We start from the raw sequence: 23,946 nt of genomic DNA, 5'->3' as shown, positions 1-23,946 counted from the left end.
GTGTGGATCGTTTTCCTTATAAACGGTCCCGTCAATTGATATATATGAGGGCCTTTTCGAGGCTTTCTGCATTTTTTTGTGGAGGGTTCGATTCTGGCTCAGGATGAACGCTGGCGGCGTGCTTAACACATGCAAGTCGAACGGGATCCATGGCGCTTGCGCCGTGGTGAGAGTGGCGAACGGGTGAGTAATGCGTGACCGACCTGCCCCATGCTCCGGAATAGCTCCTGGAAACGGGTGGTAATGCCGGATGTTCCAACCAGCTGCATGGCTGGTTGGGAAGGATTTTATCGGCATGGGATGGGGTCGCGTCCTATCAGCTTGTTGGTGGGGCAATGGCCCACCAAGGCTTCGACGGGTAGCCGGCCTGAGAGGGCGACCGGCCACATTGGGACTGAGATACGGCCCAGACTCCTACGGGAGGCAGCAGTGGGGAATATTGCACAATGGGCGCAAGCCTGATGCAGCGACGCCGCGTGAGGGATGACGGCCTTCGGGTTGTAAACCTCTTTTGTTAGGGAGCAAGCGAGAGTGAGTGTACCTTTCGAATAAGCACCGGCTAACTACGTGCCAGCAGCCGCGGTAATACGTAGGGTGCAAGCGTTATCCGGAATTATTGGGCGTAAAGAGCTCGTAGGCGGCTTGTCGCGTCCGGTGTGAAAGTCCATCGCTTAACGGTGGATCTGCGCCGGGTACGGGCAGGCTAGAATGCGGTAGGGGAGACTGGAATTCCCGGTGTAACGGTGGAATGTGTAGATATCGGGAAGAACACCAATGGCGAAGGCAGGTCTCTGGGCCGTTATTGACGCTGAGGAGCGAAAGCGTGGGGAGCGAACAGGATTAGATACCCTGGTAGTCCACGCCGTAAACGGTGGATGCTGGATGTGGGGCCCGTTCCACGGGTTCCGTGTCGGAGCTAACGCGTTAAGCATCCCGCCTGGGGAGTACGGCCGCAAGGCTAAAACTCAAAGAAATTGACGGGGGCCCGCACAAGCGGCGGAGCATGCGGATTAATTCGATGCAACGCGAAGAACCTTACCTGGGCTTGACATGTTCCGGACGACCTCAGAGATGGGGTTTCCCTTCGGGGCCGGTTCACAGGTGGTGCATGGTCGTCGTCAGCTCGTGTCGTGAGATGTTGGGTTAAGTCCCGCAACGAGCGCAACCCTTGCCTTGTGTTGCCAGCGCGTCATGGCGGGAACTCGCAAGGGACCGCCGGGGTTAACTCGGAGGAAGGTGGGGATGACGTCAGATCATCATGCCCCTTACGTCCAGGGCTTCACGCATGCTACAATGGCCGGTACAACGGGATGCGACGCCGCGAGGCGGAGCGGATCCCTGAAAACCGGTCTCAGTTCGGATCGCAGTCTGCAACTCGACTGCGTGAAGGCGGAGTCGCTAGTAATCGCGAATCAGCAACGTCGCGGTGAATGCGTTCCCGGGCCTTGTACACACCGCCCGTCAAGTCATGAAAGTGGGTAGCACCCGAAGCCGGTGGCCTAACCTTTTTGGGAGGAGCCGTCTAAGGTGAGACTCGTGATTGGGACTAAGTCGTAACAAGGTAGCCGTACCGGAAGGTGCGGCTGGATCACCTCCTTTCTACGGAGAATTCAGGCCAGCGTTCTGCTGGCCGGTGTCGCCCGAGCGGGCCGGATGTTCCGGTCCTTGAGTCTCGGGCTGCTGGTGTGGAAGAGATCATGAGAGTGCCTGGCTGGCCTTCGGGCCGGGAAGTATGTATGGGATGCGCTTTTGGGCTCCCGGATCGCCACCCCGATTCCTTCGGGTTTCGGTGCGATTCGTGCCCTCGCGTTGAGGCGCGGCCGTGATGGCCTGCCGATGCGCGTGGTGCGTGGTGGTTTGAGAACTGGATAGTGGACGCGAGCGAAGAACACTTGGTGTTCTTTGCTTTGTTAGATTTGACAATTTCGACCGATCCTGATTTTTTGATGGATCGCGTCGATCGTTTTGTGATCATTTTAGTGTGATGATAGTTGTCTGAGAGCAAGCTATATGAGATCCTTGCGGCGTATGCATTCGTGCGAACGGGTGCGTGTTGCTTGCAAGGGCGCATGGTGGATGCCTTGGCAGACAGTACCGACGAAGGACGTTTGAGGCTGCGATAAGCCTCGGGGAGCCGCCAACAGGGCTTTGATCCGAGGATTTCCGAATGGGGAAACCCGCTGGCCGTCATGGGCCGGCACCGTTTTCGAACGGGGGGTACGCAGGGAAGTGAAACATCTCAGTACCTGCAGGAGAAGATATTCCGTGAGTAGTGGCGAGCGAAAGCGGAGCAGACTAAACCGGTCGCGTGTGATAGCCGTCAGGCGTTGCGCGACCGGTGTCGTGGGAGCATGTGCCCAGCCTCTGACGGGGCTGGCGGGAGTGATCAATCAGCGCGTGAGGCGAACCGGATTGAATGCCGGGCCGCAGAGGGTGATGGCCCCGTAGCCGTATGCGCGCTGACTCCCGATCGTGTTTCCCAAGTAGCACGGGACTCGTGGAATCCCGTGTGAATCCGCCCAGACCGTTGGGTAAGTCTAAATATACCTGTCTGACCGATAGCGAACGAGTACCGTGAGGGAAAGGTGAAAAGTACCCCGGGAGGGGAGTGAAATAGTTTCTGAATCCATGCGCTTACGAACCGTCGGAGCCTTTCGGGGTGACGGCGTGCCTATCGAAAAATGAGTCTGCGAGTCAGTGGCATGTGGCGAGGCTAACCCGGGTGGGGGAGCCGTAGCGAAGGCGAGTCTTAAAAGGCGTGTGAGTCGCGTGTCCTGGACCCGAAGCGGGATGATCTAGCCCTGAGCAGGTTGAGGCGCGGGTAAGACCGCGTGGAGGACCGAACCCACTTAGGTTGAAAACTGAGGGGATGACTTGGGGCTAGGGGTGAAAGGCCAATCAAATTCCGTGATAGCTGGTTCTCTCCGAAATGCATTTAGGTGCAGCGTCGCGTCATTGCCTCCAGGGGGTAGAGCTACTGGATGCTTGAGGGCCCGTATAGGGTACCGACAGCAGCCAAACTCCGAATACCTGCGAGGTCGTATCGCGGCAGTGAGTCGGCGGGGGATAAGCTCCGTCGTCAAAAGGGAGACAGCCCAGATCGTCGTCTAAGGTCCCTAAGCGTGTGCTAAGTGGGAAAGGATGTGGAGTCGCATAGACAGCCAGGAGGTTGGCTCAGAAGCAGCCATCCTTGAAAGAGTGCGTAACAGCTCACTGGTCTAGTGGTTCCGCGCCGACAATGTAGCGGGGCTCAAGCACACCACCGAAGACGCGGCAGTGTCCTTTATTGGATGCTGGGTAGGAGAGCGTTCCATGCGGGGCGAAGCGGCGGCGTAAGCCAGCCGTGGACTGCATGGAAGCGAGAATGCAGACATGAGTAGCGAAAGGCGGGTTACAATCCCGCCCGCTGGATGACTAAGGGTTCCGGGGCCACGTTCAACGTCCCCGGGTGAGTCGGGTCCTAAGGCGAGGCCGACAGGCGTAGTCGACTGGACGAACGGGTTGATATTCCCGTACCGGCGTATGGCCGTCAAATCCGAGGCCTGGAGTACTAACCTCCGGCCGCGTGGCTTACCCTTCCTTCGGGAGGGGGATGCGATGCGGCTGTTGGGACCGATCCTTGTAGTAGGACAGCGCAGGAGTGACGCAGAGGGGTAGCCGGCCGCGGAGGTGGTTTTCCGTGGTCAAGCACGCAGCCTGTCCCGTAGGCAAATCCGCGGGATATCGGGCGAGGTGTGATGATGGGGCCCTTCGGGGCCGAATCCGGTGATCCCAGCTGCCGAGAAAAGCTTCGGCGCGAGGACGTATGCCGCCCGTACCCTAAACCGACACAGGTGGTCAGGTAGAGAATACCAAAGCGATCGAGCGAATCCTGGTCAAGGAACTCGGCAAATCACTCCCGTGCCTTCGGTATAAGGGAGGCCCCTCATGGTGGACCGGCTTGCCCGGCGAGCTGTAGGGGGTGGCACAAAAGAGGGGGTAGCGACTGTTTACCAAAAACACAGGTGCATGCGAAGACGAAAGTCGCTGTATATGCACTGACGCCTGCCCGGTGCCGGAAGGTTAAGAGGATCCGTCAGTCTTCGGATGAAGCGGTGAATTCAAGCCCCGGTAAACGGCGGTGGTAACTATAACCATCCTAAGGTAGCGAAATTCCTTGTCGGGTAAGTTCCGACCTGCACGAATGGCGTAACGACTTCCCCACTGTCTCGACCAGGAGCTCGGCGAAATTGCAGTACGAGTAAAGATGCTCGTTAAGCGCAGAAGGACGAAAAGACCCCGGGACCTTTACTATACCTTGGTATTGTCATTAGGTTCGGATTGTGTAGCATAGGCGGGAGGCTTCGAAGCCGTGGCGCCAGCCATGGTGGAGCCGCCAAGTGAAATACCGCTCTGTCCGAATTTGATGTCTAACCTCGACATGTCATCCATGTCAGGGACAGTGCCTGGCGGGTAGTTTAACTGGGGCGGTTGCCTCCTAAAGAGTAACGGAGGCGCTCAAAGGTTCCCTCAGCCCGGTTGGCAATCGGGTGTTGAGTGCAATCGCACAAGGGAGCTTGACTGCGAGACTGACAGGTCGAGCAGGGACGAAAGTCGGAGATAGTGATCCGGTGCCGGCGTACGGACGCGGCATCGCTCAACGGATAAAAGGTACCCCGGGGATAACAGGCTGATCATTCCCAAGAGTCCATATCGACGGGATGGTTTGGCACCTCGATGTCGGCTCGTCGCATCCTGGGGCTGTAGCAGGTCCCCAGGGTTCGGCCGCTCGCCGATTAAAGCGGCACGCGAGCTGGGTTCAGAACGTCGTGAGACAGTTTGGTCTCTATCCTCTGCGCTCGTTGGAATATTGAGGAGACCTGCCCATAGTACGAGAGGACCTGGGTGGACGAACCTCTGGTATGCCGGTTGTCACGCCAGTGGCACGGCCGGTTGGCTACGTTCGGAAGGGATAACCGCTGAAAGCATCTAAGCGGGAAGCCTGCTCCGAGATCAGTATTCCGTGCGGCCTCGAGCCGCTGTAGACCCCATGCAGAACACGTGGTTGATAGACAGGACGTGGAAGCCCCGCGAGGGGTGGAGCTGACCTGCACTAACGGTCGAAAGGCAACCACACCACACTTCCCCTACGAGGGAAGGGTACGTGAGGAGCCTCATCTAGACCGCTCCAGACGACTGGAGCACTGAAATGCAACGCAACACGAACACATCGTCGAATCTGCGCAAGGCAACACGCCCGCGTCCACTAGCCGGTCCCCGAACCATCACATCCCATGCATGCCGCGAAGGCGTGCATGACAACTAAAGATTTGCGGCGGCCATGGCCTGGGGGAGACGCCCGGTCCCATTCCGAACCCGGAAGCTAAGACCCAGCACGGCGATGGTACTGCGCTCGACAGGGCGTGGGAGAGTAGCACGCCGCCGCAATAATACTTCACAAGAGGGGCCCCGAGGATCACACGATCCCCGGGGCCCCTTTCGCACACACAAAAACAACACCAGCACACGAACGACAGACGCAAGAACGCCCTGCCTCCCCCGCCACCTAAACAACGCAAACGTAACAAACACAACACAGCATGCGAATCCAACCAACAAATTGGTTCTTGGGCCAGCTGTTTCCACACTGTGCTGATGACACATTGCGCTCACGTCGAAGTCGACGTGCAGTCTCCATATTTCTTGATGTATTATTTACGTACGCGAATACCGTACGTAAATAATACAAGGAGCATAAACATGGACACTTATACCCCTACTGCAGCGAGGAAGAACCTGTATCAACTGATCAAGGATGTGAATGCTCAGCGTCGGCCCATAGCTATTTCGCCAGCCCACGGGACTAAAGACGCAGAGGCAATTCTCGTCAATCGCCAAGATTGGGATTCCATCGTGGAAACCTTGTATCTTGAAAATACGGGAACGTTGGCTAGGGCAGAGGCAAGACGCGCCGACGACAGCGGAACCACCGATATCGATGATATCGATTGGGATTCGCTGTGACCTATCAGGTACAAATCAAGAATTCCGCAAAGTCAGACCTCAAGAAGCTTAAGCGTTCACATCTCCAGAAGGCGTTTATGGGGGTTCTTGCGGATTTGAAATCGGATCCGTACCAGCCGACCCAATCTTTTGAAAAGCTTCAGCCCTTCAGCCGCGGCTTGTACTCTCGCCGCATCAACAGCCAGCACAGAGTGGTGTACGACATTGATGACGCGACCAAGGTCGTGACTATCTATGCAGCGTGGAGTCACTATGAGTAACGTATTACCCTGCCCCAGTTGGTATGTGTGATTACGTGGGCAAGAGTCATTTTCACGATATAACTACACGATATTATGTCAGATTTTAAATCTGACATAATATTGGTTATCGGCTAGTTAAGTACTCGTTTTAGGTGTTGATCAGCGTTTTTGGTTAGCGGATCATCAATACTCGGAACTCGACGGTTGCGCGGTCGATATTGGATTCATTCTTTGCTGGGGGCGTCTCTGCCGAGTATGGCGGAGAACAGAGCCTCTGCATCGTCAAAGGACTTACCCTCGCCTGTCGTCGCCATATGAGCAGCCTCGCTGATAGCTTGAAGTGTGACACGAGGTAGCTCTTCTTCAGAGCGTATCTTATCCATTGCACGACTTTGTTGCATAGCGCACCTCTCTAGTCTCGTGCTGCAGTCAAGCTATATGAAGTTCGGTCTATTCCAGTGTAGGACAACAATGAAGAGCAGTAGTACTATGGCAACGGTTACTGTGCGAGTGGACGATGAGACCAAGCTGAAGGCCTCCGACATTGCAGCGAGCTTCGGCTTCGATCTTTCCTCTGTCACCAGGGCGTTTTATCGCCAGATGGTGCGGGAAGGTCGTGTTCCGTTGAACCTCAGCTATGAGCCGACACCGAATGAGCCGACTCTCGCCGTGATCCGTGAGGCGGATGAGATAGCGCAGACCGGCCGTCAGCGATTCAAGAACGCTGACGAGATGTTCGGTTCACTGGGAATCTGAGGACACTCATTCCTGAATATGCGTCAGGCTTCACGTGCGATGCGAGACGAATAGCCAGGAAGCGCATAAACACCGAAGGCCTGCGCCGGGGAGTTCGTTTGGCGCCTGCCGACGCTGAGCAGTCCTGCGATTGATCGCATGAGAAGGTGCAGAGGACATTCCTCACTGCTCGCGATCTTTAGCCGAAACTGTCATCGCTGATTTAGTCTCGCAAGAGCAATAAACAACTCATATCACCCCATGCCAAATTGACTTTGTTAAATTTTCTGATAACGTTGTCTGCATAATTTAAAATAAGAAAAAACAGTAATGAAGCTGTGAAACTCAAAGGTCATCAATGGTGAGATCGGAGTGAAATATGGGTGTTCAAAAACCTGTATTAGAAATGAAAGGCATAACGAAATCTTTTCCCGGTGTGCTGGCGTTGCAAGACGTTCATTTTAATTTGCTGCCAGGCGAAGTCCATGCTTTGGTCGGCGAGAATGGAGCCGGGAAATCAACGCTATGCAAGATTATGACGGGAATCTATTCGGAGTTCGAAGGAACTTACGAATATCAAGGTAAACCGGCGAACTTCAAGACAATTGCTGATGCTCAGAAGGCAGGTGTTTCCATAGTCCATCAGGAGCTTAATATGCTCAATGATCTGACGGTGGCCCAGAACATCTTTATCGGTCGGGAATCAGATCATTTCTTTCTCTCGGACAAGCAGCTCAACCGCCAAGCAGCCAGCCTGATCAAGGAGTATGACATCGAGGCCAAGCCTAACGAGCTGTTGCGTAATCTCAGCGTCGGCAAGGCACAGATGGTAGAAATCGCAAGGGCAATGTCCTATGCCAACACACGAGTTCTGATTCTTGACGAGCCGACTGCCTCGCTGTCTGAAAACGAGGTGCAGGAGCTACTGGACAAAGTCAGGAAGTTGCGTGCCCGTGGGCTGTCCGTTGTGTACATCTCTCATCGCATGGATGAGATCAAGGAGATATCCGACAGAATCACGATTCTGCGAGATGGACAGTTCATCGATACTTTGGAGACAAAGGACACCTCGTCCGAAGAAATCATCAGACGCATGGTCGGTCGTGACATCAGCAATACTCGAAAAACAGCCAGCAGCGTTCCTCCGGATGCCGAAGTGGTGCTTGGCGCTCGCAATCTTCATTCTCCAGATGTCAAGAACGCCGCTTTTGATCTGCGTAAGGGCGAGATATTGGGAGTGGCCGGGCTAATTGGTGCAGGCCGGACCGAGGCGATGCGCATCCTATGTGGCGCTGACCCGCAGGGCCACGGCGATATCACGCTACACGGCAAGAAAGTTCATTTCACGAGTCCTAAGGATGCGATTGAACACGGCATCGCCTACCTGTCGGAAGACCGCAAGCGCTATGGCTTGCTGACCAGCCTGTCGATTGTGGATAACATAGCGCTTCCTTCGTACGACAAATTCTCCAAAGGAATAGTGGTCAATGACAAGTCGTGTCGCAAGGCCTCACAACGTTTCGTGGATCTGCTCAAGGTCAAGACGCCAAGCATCCAGCAAACCGTCAAGAATCTGTCCGGAGGGAATCAGCAGAAGGTCGTGCTTGCCAAATGGCTGGTGCGCGACGTGGAGATTCTCATTTTTGACGAGCCCACACGAGGAATCGATATTGGTGCCCGTTCGGAGATATACGACTTGATGAGGGATTTGATCCGTCAAGGCAAATCCATCATTCTCGTGTCCTCCGATCTTACCGAGATACTTCACCTTTCCGACCGCATCATCGTGATGTGCGAGGGCAACACCACCGGTTCTTTAGATATCAGTGAAGCCACAGAGCCAAAAATCATGGAGTTGGCAACCAAACGAGAGCATGCAGAGCATACAAGGAGTGATCATGACTGAAATTACTAAGAGCAAAGGCAAGGATAAAAGCTTCCTGGGTCTGAAACGGTCCGGTTCTGCAATGCAGCAGATAGTGGCATTAGTGGCATTGGTCGTTCTATATGCCTTCTTCTCAATTTTCGGCACTAATTTTCTTACCGAGGGCACCGCGCTGAGCATTCTCAGCTCATCGTATTACATCGGCTTCCTTGCGATTGGCACCACCTTCGTGATTATCACCGGCGGCATTGATCTGTCATCAGGCACGGTGATGGTGGGAGCGGCCTTGGTGGGTGGCGTTGCCTACAACGTTTGGCATCTGCCAGTTGCGGTGGCACTGCTGATCGTGGTCCTGACCGGCCTGGCATTCGGGGTAGCTAACGGCATTCTGATTGGCGTCCTTGGTTTGCCGCCGTTCATCGCAACGCTTGGTATGCAGTTCATCTCGCTCGGCCTTTGCTCGGTCATCGCCAAAGTCCAGACGCAGACCTGGCCGAGTCTGGGCACTCCTGACGGCGCATTCAAGGAGGCCATCTACAAATGGGGCAACGTTCCGATGGGTGCGGTTTGGCTGATGCTGTTCTTCCTGTTCGCGTGGTTCCTTCTTAATCGCACGAAGCTGGGACGATACACCTACGCCATGGGCTCGAACGAAGAAGCCACAGAGCTTTCCGGCATCAACGTCGCCCGCTGGAAGGTCGGAGTCTATGTGCTCAACGGTCTGTTCTGCGGGCTTGCCGGCGTGATCTATGCGGCGACCTTCAGCTCGATTACTCCACAGACGGGCAACGGCCAGGAGATGTACGCGATCGCTGCTGCCGTCATCGGCGGTGTGTCGCTTGCAGGTGGCGTCGGCTCCCTGTGGGGCACGCTGATCGGTGTCTTCGTTATTAGCATCCTCAAAAACGGTTTGCTGGCGATGGGGCTTCCCGTGCAATGGCAGCAGTGCCTGATTGGCGTCGTCGTGATTCTGGCCGTGCTGTTGGATGTGATCCGGACCAGAAGGCAGCGGCGAGGCTGAGAGCAGCCAGCACAATATTTGGCATAGCAGTTTTGTAGTGGAAAGTTCGGCTTTCCCTCATATTAAGGAGAAACAATGAAATCAACGAAGATTCTTGCCGCCGGCGTGGCCTTGCTGGCCTGCATCGGCATGACGGCCGGATGTGGCAGTGGCAGCTCGGGTTCGGGCAGCGGCAAAACCAAGATAATCGTCATCTCGAAAAGCTACCAGAACCAGTTTTACCAGGCTGCGTTCAAAGGAGCCAAGGACGCAGCTTCGAAACTTGATGTGGAAGTGACGACCAACGGCCCCGACGCAGAGAGCAACGTTTCGCAGCAGGTGGAGCAATTGGGATCGGCGATTAATCAGAAGCCTAGCGCGATTGCCTTGGCTGCTTGCGACCCTAATGCAGTGCAAGATAACCTGGTTCAGGCTAAAAGCAGTTCAATTCCTGTCATCGGCTTCGATTCCGGCGTCCCCGGGGACAAATCCGGCGCAGTGGTCGCCACGGCTGCAACTGACAACAGCAAGGCGGGGGCGAATGTTGCATCCCATCTTGTCGCTAACAAAGATGTACAGCAGCGTCTTGAAACCGGCACAGCAGCTAAGCCCGCTGTCGTAGCAGTGCTGGCGCAGGATTCAACATCGGGTTCTATCGTCAATCGCGTCGACGGCTTTGTCAAGGAGTCGGTTGCGCAAATCGAGAAACTGCCCGGGTTCGAAGGGGCGGTGTCGGTTTCTGGCCAGGAGAAGTGGACGAAGCCTTCTGCCAAGCCGGCCAAAGTGAAAGTCGTTGTCACTGTGCCGCCGACTACGAGCCAAGCCGACATCCAATCGGCTGCAACATCCATACTCGGCACGCAAGGATTGGTCAGCGTTTTCGCTGCCAATCAGGATGGCGTCAATGCTCTGCTCAGCGCGACTAGCGACGGCACCGACCTTAACAAGCAGACAGGCAAATACAAGGATATCTTTGTCGTCGGCTTTGATTCAGGTACTTCACAGCGTAACGCTGTGAAGTCCGGGAAGTTCCTAGGATCCGTGACGCAGGATCCCTATCAAATGGGTTACCAGGCGGTAGAGCTCGCAGTCAAAGCCTCCAAGGGAGAGAAAGTGAAGGATTCTGATACCGGATCGCATTGGTATGACAGTTCGAATATCGATGATCCGAGTATCGCGAAGCTGCTATACGACTAAGGAAGCATGACAATGACACAACCCATGAAACCCGATTATCCGCAATATGGTAATTCTCATCAGACTACGGATACGGCAGCGGAAACGCGTGCAGCTGCGAACACCAACAAGGCTGCCGGCGCGACAGATTCGGACAGCGACGCCATCGTTGCACGGCCTGTCTGCCTTAATCACGTGGCCTTGGTCGTAGATTCTCTGGAAGAGCAGACTAGATTCTACACTTCGGCAGTGGGATTGAAGGCCAGCCGGAAGGTGGATATGGGCAATCACGTCATCCAATATCTTGAAAGCGAACATCAGGATCTCATTGAGCTCATCGAGTATCGCGATGGGCGCCGTCAACCGCGTGCCTTCGAGCAAGAGGCTCGCCACCACATAGCGTTCAGTGTTTCCAATATTGAACAGGTGGCACAGCGGGTTACGCTTCTGGGCGGGAAAGTCATCGCCTCCTTGGTTTTCGCCAAGCAGCTTGGGTTCTACTCCATTATGGTGGAGGATCCCGAAGGTTTTCGCGTGGAGCTGGTGGAGTATCCTGCCCTAGATTAGGCGTCTAGGAGTCTAGGCGTCGTCACAGTGGGCGGCCTGCCCCTCTGAAGTATCTCAGAGGGGCAGGCCGCCCACTGCATTTTGCGTGAGTTGTTAATTATCCGGCAGCATCCTGCTGCAGAAACGCCAATTTGGGCATATATAATGAATATGCCATGCCGGCATTTGGGACAGAGGTCACAATTCATTTGATTCTTCTCGCTGACGGCCAGAATTCGATTGTCGGAAGAGAGTGACTGTGAACGACTCGGAAACGGACGCCATTCAACCGCGCGAGAAAAATCTCGAGCTTTCCAACGCGCCGAAAGTGGTGAGTGGCAGGAACATGACGATGCGGCAGGTCGCGGCCGAAGCCGGTGTTGGGCTGAAAACTGTTTCACGTGTGGTCAACGGAGAGCACTATGTGTCCAAGGAAACTCAGGCACGCGTCTGGAAAGCCGTAGAGAAGCTCCACTATCAGGTGGATGTACGTGCTCGAAGCCTGCGACGTTCGGACGGGCGAGCCAACACCTTCGGGCTTATCGTCAGCAGTGTTGACAACCCATTTGCTGGGCAGATTCAAAGCAGCATCGAAGACACACTGCGTCTGAAGAACTACACGCTGATTACAGGCAGTTCGCATGAAGACCCTTCGCAAACCGGCATCATCATGAATGATCTCGTGAGGCGGCGTGTGGACGGCATCATTCTCAACTCTTCAGGGGACGATGCGAGCAATCTGGACTTGGCTGTGTCTTTTGGCATACCGCTGGTGTTCATTGACCGTAAGCCATCTGGACTGGCTGCCAACTATGTGACGAGCAACAACCGAGAAGCGGCGAAATCCGCTACGTCGCGGCTGATTGCCGAAGGGCATCGCAGCATACTGCTGATGACCGAGCGCATGGCTGCGCAAACGGCCGTGGAACGCCAGCTAGGATTCCGCGATGCTTTCAAAGAAGCAGGCATCACGCCGGACGAGAACAACATCATCACCGGAATCTCAAACAGCCTTGATGCACAGAAGGCCCTTGTCGCAGCATTGCGTCGGGTCGACGCCCCGACAGCAGTGTTCAGCGCGCAGAACTTCATTACCATAGGAGCGTTGCACGCCTTATATGACGCCAGTCTGCAACACGATATCGCACTTATTGGCTTCGATGACTTCGAATTGTTTGACCTGTTGGATCCCGGTGTGAGCGTGGTATCGCAGAATTGTGCCGAGCTTGGCAGACGCACTGCTGAATTGATGCTCGAGAAGGTGGATGCTGTGGATTCGCCGCCACGCTCGATTGTCATTCCAACGACCTTTATTCAGCGAGGGAGCGGTGAGATATCGCCGAGGACTGCGCGGTAGAACATTGCGGTGCACGGTGCTTTGTGCCTGGGCATGAGCCAGAACTAGGCAAATACCGCTCGCTGAAGCTTCTGCAAGCGAGTTTTGCCCCGGCATCGGTAGGAACACCGGCAGAGCAAGTCCGCGACACGCCGAAGAGCAGAAATATTCGAGGTATTTTGGCGGTCCCGCGCCATTCACAGAGCGAATCAAGGCCGAAAAACGGCGATTTCGACACGCCGAGAGATGTCTTATATACCAACGATTCAAGACTATTTCGACAAGCCCGATTTGCGCTGGGGGGCCATCCCGTGTAAGTTAATCCCTTGCTGCCTGACAGCGACAAGAAATCTTCGGATTGCTTCGGTTTGTTGGTGTGGTGGTGGTTTGAGAACTCAAGAGCGTGTTTTGTACTACTTTTTATAGTCAGATTATTTTTGTGATTGCCAGTCCGGCGTCCTGCCCGCGTTTTGTCGTGGGTGCCCTGAGTGGGGCTTGAATGGGTGCTGGGGTTTTGTGTGGATCGTTTTCCTTATAAACGGTCCCGTCAATTGATATATATGAGGGCCTTTTCGAGGCTTTCTGCATTTTTTTGTGGAGGGTTCGATTCTGGCTCAGGATGAACGCTGGCGGCGTGCTTAACACATGCAAGTCGAACGGGATCCATGGCGCTTGCGCCGTGGTGAGAGTGGCGAACGGGTGAGTAATGCGTGACCGACCTGCCCCATGCTCCGGAATAGCTCCTGGAAACGGGTGGTAATGCCGGATGTTCCAACCAGCTGCATGGCTGGTTGGGAAGGATTTTATCGGCATGGGATGGGGTCGCGTCCTATCAGCTTGTTGGTGGGGCAATGGCCCACCAAGGCTTCGACGGGTAGCCGGCCTGAGAGGGCGACCGGCCACATTGGGACTGAGATACGGCCCAGACTCCTACGGGAGGCAGCAGTGGGGAATATTGCACAATGGGCGCAAGCCTGATGCAGCGACGCCGCGTGAGGGATGACGGCCTTCGGGTTGTAAACCTCTTTTGTTAGGGAGCAAGCGAGAGTGAGTGTACCTTTCGAATAAGCACCGGCTAACTACGTGCCAGCAGCCGCGGTAATACGTAGGGTGCAAGCGTTATCCGGAATTATTGGGCGTAAAGAGCTCGTAGGCGGCTTGTCGCGTCCGGTGTGAAAGTCCATCGCTTAACGGTGGATCTGCGCCGGGTACGGGCAGGCTAGAATGCGGTAGGGGAGACTGGAATTCCCGGTGTAACGGTGGAATGTGTAGATATCGGGAAGAACACCAATGGCGAAGGCAGGTCTCTGGGCCGTTATTGACGCTGAGGAGCGAAAGCGTGGGGAGCGAACAGGATTAGATACCCTGGTAGTCCACGCCGTAAACGGTGGATGCTGGATGTGGGGCCCGTTCCACGGGTTCCGTGTCGGAGCTAACGCGTTAAGCATCCCGCCTGGGGAGTACGGCCGCAAGGCTAAAACTCAAAGAAATTGACGGGGGCCCGCACAAGCGGCGGAGCATGCGGATTAATTCGATGCAACGCGAAGAACCTTACCTGGGCTTGACATGTTCCGGACGACCTCAGAGATGGGGTTTCCCTTCGGGGCCGGTTCACAGGTGGTGCATGGTCGTCGTCAGCTCGTGTCGTGAGATGTTGGGTTAAGTCCCGCAACGAGCGCAACCCTTGCCTTGTGTTGCCAGCGCGTCATGGCGGGAACTCGCAAGGGACCGCCGGGGTTAACTCGGAGGAAGGTGGGGATGACGTCAGATCATCATGCCCCTTACGTCCAGGGCTTCACGCATGCTACAATGGCCGGTACAACGGGATGCGACGCCGCGAGGCGGAGCGGATCCCTGAAAACCGGTCTCAGTTCGGATCGCAGTCTGCAACTCGACTGCGTGAAGGCGGAGTCGCTAGTAATCGCGAATCAGCAACGTCGCGGTGAATGCGTTCCCGGGCCTTGTACACACCGCCCGTCAAGTCATGAAAGTGGGTAGCACCCGAAGCCGGTGGCCTAACCTTTTTGGGAGGAGCCGTCTAAGGTGAGACTCGTGATTGGGACTAAGTCGTAACAAGGTAGCCGTACCGGAAGGTGCGGCTGGATCACCTCCTTTCTACGGAGAATTCAGGCCAGCGTTCTGCTGGCCGGTGTCGCCCGAGCGGGCCGGATGTTCCGGTCCTTGAGTCTCGGGCTGCTGGTGTGGAAGAGATCATGAGAGTGCCTGGCTGGCCTTCGGGCCGGGAAGTATGTATGGGATGCGCTTTTGGGCTCCCGGATCGCCACCCCGATTCCTTCGGGTTTCGGTGCGATTCGTGCCCTCGCGTTGAGGCGCGGCCGTGATGGCCTGCCGATGCGCGTGGTGCGTGGTGGTTTGAGAACTGGATAGTGGACGCGAGCGAAGAACACTTGGTGTTCTTTGCTTTGTTAGATTTGACAATTTCGACCGATCCTGATTTTTTGATGGATCGCGTCGATCGTTTTGTGATCATTTTAGTGTGATGATAGTTGTCTGAGAGCAAGCTATATGAGATCCTTGCGGCGTATGCATTCGTGCGAACGGGTGCGTGTTGCTTGCAAGGGCGCATGGTGGATGCCTTGGCAGACAGTACCGACGAAGGACGTTTGAGGCTGCGATAAGCCTCGGGGAGCCGCCAACAGGGCTTTGATCCGAGGATTTCCGAATGGGGAAACCCGCTGGCCGTCATGGGCCGGCACCGTTTTCGAACGGGGGGTACGCAGGGAAGTGAAACATCTCAGTACCTGCAGGAGAAGATATTCCGTGAGTAGTGGCGAGCGAAAGCGGAGCAGACTAAACCGGTCGCGTGTGATAGCCGTCAGGCGTTGCGCGACCGGTGTCGTGGGAGCATGTGCCCAGCCTCTGACGGGGCTGGCGGGAGTGATCAATCAGCGCGTGAGGCGAACCGGATTGAATGCCGGGCCGCAGAGGGTGATGGCCCCGTAGCCGTATGCGCGCTGACTCCCGATCGTGTTTCCCAAGTAGCACGGGACTCGTGGAATCCCGTGTGAATCCGCCCAGACCGTTGGGTAAGTCTAAATATACCTGTCTGACCGATAGCGAACGAGTACCGTGAGGGAAAGGTGAAAAGTACCCCGGGAGGGGAGTGAAATAGTTTCTGAATCCATGCGCTTACGAACCGTCGGAGCCTTTCGGGGTGACGGCGTGCCTATCGAAAAATGAGTCTGCGAGTCAGTGGCATGTGGCGAGGCTAACCCGGGTGGGGGAGCCGTAGCGAAGGCGAGTCTTAAAAGGCGTGTGAGTCGCGTGTCCTGGACCCGAAGCGGGATGATCTAGCCCTGAGCAGGTTGAGGCGCGGGTAAGACCGCGTGGAGGACCGAACCCACTTAGGTTGAAAACTGAGGGGATGACTTGGGGCTAGGGGTGAAAGGCCAATCAAATTCCGTGATAGCTGGTTCTCTCCGAAATGCATTTAGGTGCAGCGTCGCGTCATTGCCTCCAGGGGGTAGAGCTACTGGATGCTTGAGGGCCCGTATAGGGTACCGACAGCAGCCAAACTCCGAATACCTGCGAGGTCGTATCGCGGCAGTGAGTCGGCGGGGGATAAGCTCCGTCGTCAAAAGGGAGACAGCCCAGATCGTCGTCTAAGGTCCCTAAGCGTGTGCTAAGTGGGAAAGGATGTGGAGTCGCATAGACAGCCAGGAGGTTGGCTCAGAAGCAGCCATCCTTGAAAGAGTGCGTAACAGCTCACTGGTCTAGTGGTTCCGCGCCGACAATGTAGCGGGGCTCAAGCACACCACCGAAGACGCGGCAGTGTCCTTTATTGGATGCTGGGTAGGAGAGCGTTCCATGCGGGGCGAAGCGGCGGCGTAAGCCAGCCGTGGACTGCATGGAAGCGAGAATGCAGACATGAGTAGCGAAAGGCGGGTTACAATCCCGCCCGCTGGATGACTAAGGGTTCCGGGGCCACGTTCAACGTCCCCGGGTGAGTCGGGTCCTAAGGCGAGGCCGACAGGCGTAGTCGACTGGACGAACGGGTTGATATTCCCGTACCGGCGTATGGCCGTCAAATCCGAGGCCTGGAGTACTAACCTCCGGCCGCGTGGCTTACCCTTCCTTCGGGAGGGGGATGCGATGCGGCTGTTGGGACCGATCCTTGTAGTAGGACAGCGCAGGAGTGACGCAGAGGGGTAGCCGGCCGCGGAGGTGGTTTTCCGTGGTCAAGCACGCAGCCTGTCCCGTAGGCAAATCCGCGGGATATCGGGCGAGGTGTGATGATGGGGCCCTTCGGGGCCGAATCCGGTGATCCCAGCTGCCGAGAAAAGCTTCGGCGCGAGGACGTATGCCGCCCGTACCCTAAACCGACACAGGTGGTCAGGTAGAGAATACCAAAGCGATCGAGCGAATCCTGGTCAAGGAACTCGGCAAATCACTCCCGTGCCTTCGGTATAAGGGAGGCCCCTCATGGTGGACCGGCTTGCCCGGCGAGCTGTAGGGGGTGGCACAAAAGAGGGGGTAGCGACTGTTTACCAAAAACACAGGTGCATGCGAAGACGAAAGTCGCTGTATATGCACTGACGCCTGCCCGGTGCCGGAAGGTTAAGAGGATCCGTCAGTCTTCGGATGAAGCGGTGAATTCAAGCCCCGGTAAACGGCGGTGGTAACTATAACCATCCTAAGGTAGCGAAATTCCTTGTCGGGTAAGTTCCGACCTGCACGAATGGCGTAACGACTTCCCCACTGTCTCGACCAGGAGCTCGGCGAAATTGCAGTACGAGTAAAGATGCTCGTTAAGCGCAGAAGGACGAAAAGACCCCGGGACCTTTACTATACCTTGGTATTGTCATTAGGTTCGGATTGTGTAGCATAGGCGGGAGGCTTCGAAGCCGTGGCGCCAGCCATGGTGGAGCCGCCAAGTGAAATACCGCTCTGTCCGAATTTGATGTCTAACCTCGACATGTCATCCATGTCAGGGACAGTGCCTGGCGGGTAGTTTAACTGGGGCGGTTGCCTCCTAAAGAGTAACGGAGGCGCTCAAAGGTTCCCTCAGCCCGGTTGGCAATCGGGTGTTGAGTGCAATCGCACAAGGGAGCTTGACTGCGAGACTGACAGGTCGAGCAGGGACGAAAGTCGGAGATAGTGATCCGGTGCCGGCGTACGGACGCGGCATCGCTCAACGGATAAAAGGTACCCCGGGGATAACAGGCTGATCATTCCCAAGAGTCCATATCGACGGGATGGTTTGGCACCTCGATGTCGGCTCGTCGCATCCTGGGGCTGTAGCAGGTCCCAAGGGTTCGGCCGTTCGCCGATTAAAGCGGCACGCGAGCTGGGTTCAGAACGTCGTGAGACAGTTTGGTCTCTATCCTCTGCGCTCGTTGGAATATTGAGGAGACCTGCCCATAGTACGAGAGGACCTGGGTGGACGAACCTCTGGTATGCCGGTTGTCACGCCAGTGGCACGGCCGGTTGGCTACGTTCGGAAGGGATAACCGCTGAAAGCATCTAAGCGGGAAGCCTGCTCCGAGATCAGTATTCCGTGCGGCCTCGAGCCGCTGTAGACCCCATGCAGAACACGTGGTTGATAGACAGGACGTGGAAGCCCCGCGAGGGGTGGAGCTGACCTGCACTAACGGTCGAAAGGCAACCACACCACACTTCCCCTACGAGGGAAGGGTACGTGAGGAGCCTCATCTAGACCGCTCCAGACGACTGGAGCACTGAAATGCAACGCAACACGAACACATCGTCGAATCTGCGCAAGGCAACACGCCCGCGTCCACTAGCCGGTCCCCGAACCATCACATCCCATGCATGCCGCGAAGGCGTGCATGACAACTAAAGATTTGCGGCGGCCATGGCCTGGGGGAGACGCCCGGTCCCATTCCGAACCCGGAAGCTAAGACCCAGCACGGCGATGGTACTGCGCTCGACAGGGCGTGGGAGAGTAGCACGCCGCCGCAATAATACTTCACAAGAGGGGCCCCGAGGATCACACGATCCCCGGGGCCCCTTTCGCACACACAAAAACAACACCAGCACCAGCACGACACGGAACACAACGCAGCGCTCCACAGCAAAAAACATACACTGGATCGCGCTTACCGTACGTTTTCCAATACGGACTCACGAAACGTACCATAAAACGTACGCTGTAGAGGCGCAGCCACAATGTTTCAACACGCTCCATGACAAGGCAGGGCCATACAATGGGGGCACTTATATGTCCACAAGACATGTCCACAAGACTCGAAGGAGCGGCAATGAAATATGCGCCATTAGGAACTTCAGGCGTCACGGCTTCGCGCGTGGCCCTCGGCGTGATGCGAATCAATGAGAAGCAGCAGGATGAGGCCGACGAAATCGTAAAAACCGTGCTCGATGCCGGTGTGAACTTCTTTGATACGGCCGATTGCTATTCGGCTGGCGAGAGCAGTCGGCGTTTTGGCCAGGCTCTGGTCGATCTTGGCGTGGAACGCGACAGCATTTTCGTGCAGACGAAGTTCGGCATCTATCGCGATTCGGAATCGAATGACATCGCTCGGTACGACTTCTCGAAGAAGCATTTGGTTGCGGCGCTCGACGATGAGCTTGAGAATCTGCAAACCGATTATGTTGACTTCGTGCTCTTGCATCGCCCGGACACGCTGGTGGATGTGGACGAACTCGCTCAGGCCTTCAATGAGCTGCAGACCAGCGGCAAAGTGCGTCATTTCGGCGTCAGCAATGTCAACCCGTGGCAGGTCGAACTGCTGCAGAGCGCGGTGTCGCAGAAGCTCGAAGTCAATCAGCTGCAGTTCGGGCTGGGCCACACCAACATGATTCAGCAGGAGTTCCACGTTAATATGGAGGATGCGCCGAGCCTCGACCATGATGGCGGACTGCTGGCTTACTCCCGGCTGCGGCATATGACCATTCAGGCGTGGAGCCCGTTCCAGTTTGGCTTCTTCGAAGGCGTGTTTATCGATAATCCGAAATTCCCGGAACTCAACGAGGAACTGGATAAGCTGGCGAGGCAGTACGGCGTTGGCAAGAGCGCGATAGCGGTGGCGTGGATTCTGCGTCATCCAGCGAAAATGCAGGTGCTGCTGGGGTCGATGACTCCTTCCCGCCTGACTGATATGGTCGCCGGCACCGAGGTGGAGCTGACCGCGCAGGAGTGGTACGACCTCTATCTCGCGGCGGGCAACGATCTGCCGTAAGCGGGTGCCGTGCAATCGTGCATTATTTCACTCCTAAACGGTGCGTGACCTCGAACAAGATTATGTACCATGACAAGGCCCAGGCCGAACGCGCCGCCGAGGCCAGCCTCGCCGAGCGCGGCGTGCAGCTGTGGGTCTATCGCTGCGAATACTGCGGGGCATGGCATCTGACGCATCGTGACCCGGACACGGCCTTCGCGTATGGGGCTGGGCAAGGTTCAGCGCACGGCTCTACACATGGATCTGCACAGGGCCGCCGCAAGCCTCATTCGCGCAAGCGAGGCTACAAGCCGCGCCGGAAGTAGGTCGTCCTTGTTCACCGGCTGTGTTCACCGAGAGAGGAGCCACGTTACCTGCGTTTGTTAGGTTCGTAAATAGAGATTGTGGCAGATGCCTACGATGCGCTGCCGAGGGGAATTTGCGCATCATATGTGGCATACGTGCGGCGATTACTGACCGAAACCGACCATGGCGATCGATGAAAGGCCTTGCACGACTATGACGAATGCGACGAAAAGAGAGAATCAGACGGCAGAAGAATTGGCGACGAACTCCACCATGACAGGCAACGCTACAGGCGCGAGCATCGCTGCGGTAACGAACGAGATGGTTGCCGAGGAGGCTTGGCACAGCCTCAGCCCGGAGGCGACGCTGGACGCCCTGCACACCGCGGCGAACGGCCTGAGCAGCGAGGAATCCAAACGCAGGCTCGGCATCTTCGGCGAGAATGCGTTGGAAGCCGCCGTGCCGACCCCCAAGTGGAAAGTGTTTCTGCTGCAGTTCAAAAGCCCGCTGATTGCGGTGCTTATCGTCTGCGGCATCGTCACGATGGTGCTGGATCATCATGTGGATGCTATCGCGATTTTCGTGGTGCTGCTGCTCAATGCCATCATCGGCTTTTATCAGGAAATCAAGGCGAATCAAGCCGTGCGTGCGCTGGCGTCGCTGTCGGCGCCGACGAGCCGGGTGATTCGCGATGGGCGCGTGGCCTCGCTTTCGACGCCTTCGCTCGTGCCGGGAGACGTGGTGCTGCTGGAAAGCGGCGACCGTGTGCCAGCTGATCTGCGCCTTATCGAGACTAATAATCTGCGCATCGACGAATCGATGCTGACCGGCGAAAGCGAAGATGCCAGCAAGAACACCAAGGTAAGCGACCGGGATGCCCCGCTGGGCGACCGCAAATCGATTGCCTTCTCCGGCACGATGGTGACTGGCGGGCGCGGGCGCGGCGTCGTTGTCGGCACCGGATCGAACACCGAGCTGGGCGAAATCAACGATCTGGTCATCGGCACGCACGCCTCGACTCCACTTGAGCAGATCATGAGCCGCACCGAGCGTGGCATCGCGATTGCGGTCATCATCGTAGCGCTGTTCGTCTTCATCGGCGGCACGATTATCAACGGCAATGCCACTGATGCCTTCCTCTCCTCGGTCGCGCTGGCCGTCGCGGCGATGCCGGAAGCACTGCCAATCGTGCTGACCGTGGCGATGTCGCTGGCGGTTTCGCGCATGGCCAAGCGCAATGCCATCGTGCGTACGCTGCCTGCGGTGGAAACGCTGGGATCGGCTACGGTTATCGGATCCGACAAGACCGGCACATTGACGCAGAATCGCATGACGGTCGAGACGTGTTCGATTGGGGCAGCGCAGCCGCATGACTGCCGGTCGCAGGAGGATATCGAGTCTCAACTGTGGAAAGACGATGTGGCGCGTTTGCTGCGTGCCGGCGCACTGACCAATGAGGCGCATCGGCACGTTGAGGCATCCGGCGAGGTGCGCTATGGCGGTGACGCAGTGGATGTGGCGATGGCCCGCGCGGCCGACGATATGGGCGCCGTCTCGCAAAGCGACCGCGACCTGCCGATTGTGTTCGAAACGCCGTACGAGCCGGAATTGCGCTACTCGATGACCATACGGCGCAACGCCGATGGCAGCTACACACAGTATGTCAAAGGCGCGCCCGATACCGTCGCGGCTATGTGCGCGACGATGGCCGTCGAGGGTGGCAGGAATAACGGCGAAACTGGCGCGAATGTTGATGTTGCTGAAAGCGGTAGAAATAGCGGCGGAACTGGCGAGCGTAGTGCCGATGGTCGCAATGGCAGCGCGGTGACCGAGCCAATCGACCTCGCCCGCATCGACGAGGTCTACGAGGGCATGGGTGGCAAGGGGCTGCGCGTCATCGGCGTAGCCATGCGTGAACTCGGGCCGGACGCCCGCCCGCAGGATTACCGTGAACCGGAATCGATGACCTTCCTAGGGCTTGAGGGGATGCTTGATCCGCCGCGTGAAGGCGTGCGCGAGGCGATTGCACAATGCGCACAGGCCGGCATCGAAGTCAAGATGATCACCGGCGATCATCCGCTGACCGCGCAGGCGATTGGCGAACGGCTGGGGCTGCGCCACACCGACAACGCCATAACCGGCAGCGAAATGCTCGAAATGAGCGATGAAGTGCTCAAAGCCCGCCTCAAAGAGACTTCAATTGCGGCCAGAGTGTCCCCGCAGGACAAGCTGCGTATCGTGGAGGCTTTGCAAGACGAGGGCCATACCGTCGCAGTGACCGGTGACGGCGTCAACGACGCTCCGGCCTTGAAGGCCGCCTCCGTCGGCATCGCCATGGGCGAGTCGGGCACCGACGTGGCCCGCGAGGCCAGTGACGTGGTGCTCACCGACGACAATTTCGTCACCATCACGCAAGCGGTGCGCGAAGGGCGCGTCACCTTCAAGGCCATTCGTGGATCGGCCTTCTTCCTGCTCTCCACAGCGGTCGCGGCCGTGATCGCAGTTGGCGTCAATGTGATTGCCGAAATGCCGCTGCTCTTCATGCCGCTGCAGATGCTCTGGATCAACTTCGTCACCAACGGCGTGCAGGATATCGCGCTCGCCTTCGAACCCGGTCAGGGCGACGAGCTTTCCCGCCCGCCGCGCAAGGCGAGCGAAGGGCTGCTTTCGGCGGCTATGTGGGCCAGAACCGCGGTGTGCGGGCTGTGGATGGCCATCTGCATTCTCGTCATGTTCCGCGTGATGATCGACGATGGCTATGATGAGACGACCGCGCGGACGATGGCGCTGACACTATTGGTGCTCTTCAACTTCTTCATGTCGATGTCGGCGCGCTCGGAAAACATCTCGATCTTCCGGCTCAATCCGCTGCGCAACCCCTTCCTGCTGATTGCAGCTGTCCTCGCACTGATTGTGCATGCGAGTGTCATGTACATCCCGGCTGCCGCTGCGGTTTTGGGCGTCGGCCCGCTTTCAGCAACGGAATGGCTCATTTGCTGGGCGCTGGGACTGAGCGTGCTCGTCTTCAGCGAGGGCGACAAGCTGATTCGCACGCTGATGGCCAAATACGGCTACCACGGTGCGCGAAGCGGCCTGCGCGCCGCCGGTCACAGGGCCCGCCGCGGTGTGCTGCGCTTGCTGAACAACTCCTGAGGTCTTGAAGCAATATGCAGCGCGTTCGGCTGCTGGAGTTCTGCGACAAGATACTGGGGACGAAACTTGCCACCTACTTATCACTTAACTTAACACCTCTGGTTGGTAAGTGTTAAGTTAAGTGATAAGTAGGTGATAAGTTCAGGAGCCGAGCAAGCCGTTAAGCCGCAAACGGCCAGATTCAGCCGATAAGAATCAATCGATGAGCTGAGACAATGCCTTCATCGGTAGCGTCCTGCCAAACTTCGTGCCATGAATGCCCTGCTATTCCGGATTTTTAAGGGTGCTATTCCGAGATTTACGGACCGCTATTCCGGATTTTCGCATCCTCTATTCCGAATCGTGACGCTTCCATGAGTCTGCGTGATCACGGTACGAGAAACGCAAGCTACTCGTATTTTCGT

The 23,946-nt window shown here is 56.7% G+C and carries 11 protein-coding genes and 6 rRNA genes; all 17 read left to right on the top strand.

Features of this window, described 5'->3' with window-relative positions; all coding sequences use genetic code 11:
* Window positions 1-75: 75 nt before the first annotated feature.
* Window positions 76-1,599: ribosomal RNA gene (locus DDF78_RS02255) — 16S ribosomal RNA — on the top strand.
* A gap of 451 nt (window positions 1,600-2,050) precedes the next feature.
* Window positions 2,051-5,116: ribosomal RNA gene (locus DDF78_RS02245) — 23S ribosomal RNA — on the top strand.
* A gap of 194 nt (window positions 5,117-5,310) precedes the next feature.
* Window positions 5,311-5,427 (top strand): 5S ribosomal RNA (gene rrf, locus DDF78_RS02240).
* The 16S, 23S and 5S rRNA genes sit together here, the layout of an rRNA operon.
* Before the next feature lie 312 nt (window positions 5,428-5,739).
* Window positions 5,740-6,003, top strand: a complete 264-nt coding sequence (locus DDF78_RS02235; RefSeq protein ID WP_152581845.1) for a type II toxin-antitoxin system Phd/YefM family antitoxin — start codon at window positions 5,740-5,742, stop codon at window positions 6,001-6,003.
* Entirely contained in the window at window positions 6,000-6,263 is a 264-nt protein-coding gene (locus tag DDF78_RS02230; RefSeq protein ID WP_152581846.1) for a Txe/YoeB family addiction module toxin, read from the top strand. Before DDF78_RS02235 ends, DDF78_RS02230 begins: the two co-directional genes overlap by 4 nt.
* A gap of 471 nt (window positions 6,264-6,734) precedes the next feature.
* Entirely contained in the window at window positions 6,735-7,001 is a 267-nt protein-coding gene (locus tag DDF78_RS02225) for a type II toxin-antitoxin system RelB/DinJ family antitoxin (RefSeq protein WP_152581847.1), read from the top strand.
* Window positions 7,002-7,359: 358 nt separating this feature from the next.
* Entirely contained in the window at window positions 7,360-8,886 is a 1,527-nt protein-coding gene (locus DDF78_RS02220; protein WP_202613178.1) for a sugar ABC transporter ATP-binding protein, read from the top strand.
* Entirely contained in the window at window positions 8,879-9,886 is a 1,008-nt protein-coding gene (locus tag DDF78_RS02215; protein ID WP_202613177.1) for an ABC transporter permease, read from the top strand. The genes DDF78_RS02220 and DDF78_RS02215 overlap by 8 nt, the downstream gene beginning before the upstream one ends.
* A 75-nt stretch (window positions 9,887-9,961) precedes the next feature.
* On the top strand, window positions 9,962-11,062 hold the full coding sequence (locus DDF78_RS02210) for a substrate-binding domain-containing protein (protein WP_152581848.1): 1,101 nt from the start codon (window positions 9,962-9,964) through the stop codon (window positions 11,060-11,062).
* Window positions 11,063-11,074: 12 nt separating this feature from the next.
* Entirely contained in the window at window positions 11,075-11,608 is a 534-nt protein-coding gene (locus DDF78_RS02205) for a VOC family protein (protein ID WP_162000829.1), read from the top strand.
* A gap of 238 nt (window positions 11,609-11,846) precedes the next feature.
* Entirely contained in the window at window positions 11,847-12,944 is a 1,098-nt protein-coding gene (locus tag DDF78_RS02200; protein ID WP_152581850.1) for a LacI family DNA-binding transcriptional regulator, read from the top strand.
* Between the two features lie 570 nt (window positions 12,945-13,514).
* A 16S ribosomal RNA gene (locus DDF78_RS02195) occupies window positions 13,515-15,038 on the top strand.
* A 451-nt stretch (window positions 15,039-15,489) separates the two neighbouring features.
* Window positions 15,490-18,555, top strand: a 23S ribosomal RNA gene (locus DDF78_RS02185).
* 194 nt (window positions 18,556-18,749) lie between these two features.
* Window positions 18,750-18,866: ribosomal RNA gene (gene rrf, locus DDF78_RS02180) — 5S ribosomal RNA — on the top strand.
* Window positions 18,867-19,165: 299 nt separating this feature from the next.
* Entirely contained in the window at window positions 19,166-20,104 is a 939-nt protein-coding gene (locus tag DDF78_RS02175; protein ID WP_152581546.1) for an aldo/keto reductase, read from the top strand.
* A 17-nt stretch (window positions 20,105-20,121) separates the two neighbouring features.
* A complete protein-coding gene (locus DDF78_RS02170; RefSeq protein WP_152581545.1) occupies window positions 20,122-20,409 on the top strand; it encodes a hypothetical protein in 288 nt (95 codons plus the stop codon).
* A 253-nt stretch (window positions 20,410-20,662) separates the two neighbouring features.
* Window positions 20,663-23,542, top strand: coding sequence for a cation-translocating P-type ATPase (locus DDF78_RS02165; RefSeq protein WP_162000803.1), 2,880 nt, complete (start codon window positions 20,663-20,665; stop codon window positions 23,540-23,542).
* The last annotated feature ends 404 nt before the right edge of the window (window positions 23,543-23,946 follow it).

Origin of the sequence: Bifidobacterium tibiigranuli, from assembly GCF_009371885.1 — a bacterium.
GTDB classification, from domain to species: Bacteria; Actinomycetota; Actinomycetes; order Actinomycetales; family Bifidobacteriaceae; genus Bifidobacterium; species Bifidobacterium tibiigranuli.
This window is presented reverse-complemented; position numbering and strand designations above follow the sequence as displayed.

What these genes read in the sequence shown, in the direction of transcription:
- DDF78_RS02225 (WP_152581847.1), top strand. Translation starts at nt 6,735, where the DNA reads ATGGCAACGGTTACTGTGCGAGTGGACGATGAGACCAAGCTGAAGGCC.
- DDF78_RS02165 (WP_162000803.1), top strand. Translation starts at nt 20,663, where the DNA reads ATGACAGGCAACGCTACAGGCGCGAGCATCGCTGCGGTAACGAACGAG.
- DDF78_RS02220 (WP_202613178.1), top strand. Translation starts at nt 7,360, where the DNA reads ATGGGTGTTCAAAAACCTGTATTAGAAATGAAAGGCATAACGAAATCT.
- DDF78_RS02235 (WP_152581845.1), top strand. Translation starts at nt 5,740, where the DNA reads ATGGACACTTATACCCCTACTGCAGCGAGGAAGAACCTGTATCAACTG.
- DDF78_RS02215 (WP_202613177.1), top strand. Translation starts at nt 8,879, where the DNA reads ATGACTGAAATTACTAAGAGCAAAGGCAAGGATAAAAGCTTCCTGGGT.
- DDF78_RS02175 (WP_152581546.1), top strand. Translation starts at nt 19,166, where the DNA reads ATGAAATATGCGCCATTAGGAACTTCAGGCGTCACGGCTTCGCGCGTG.
- DDF78_RS02205 (WP_162000829.1), top strand. Translation starts at nt 11,075, where the DNA reads ATGACACAACCCATGAAACCCGATTATCCGCAATATGGTAATTCTCAT.
- DDF78_RS02210 (WP_152581848.1), top strand. Translation starts at nt 9,962, where the DNA reads ATGAAATCAACGAAGATTCTTGCCGCCGGCGTGGCCTTGCTGGCCTGC.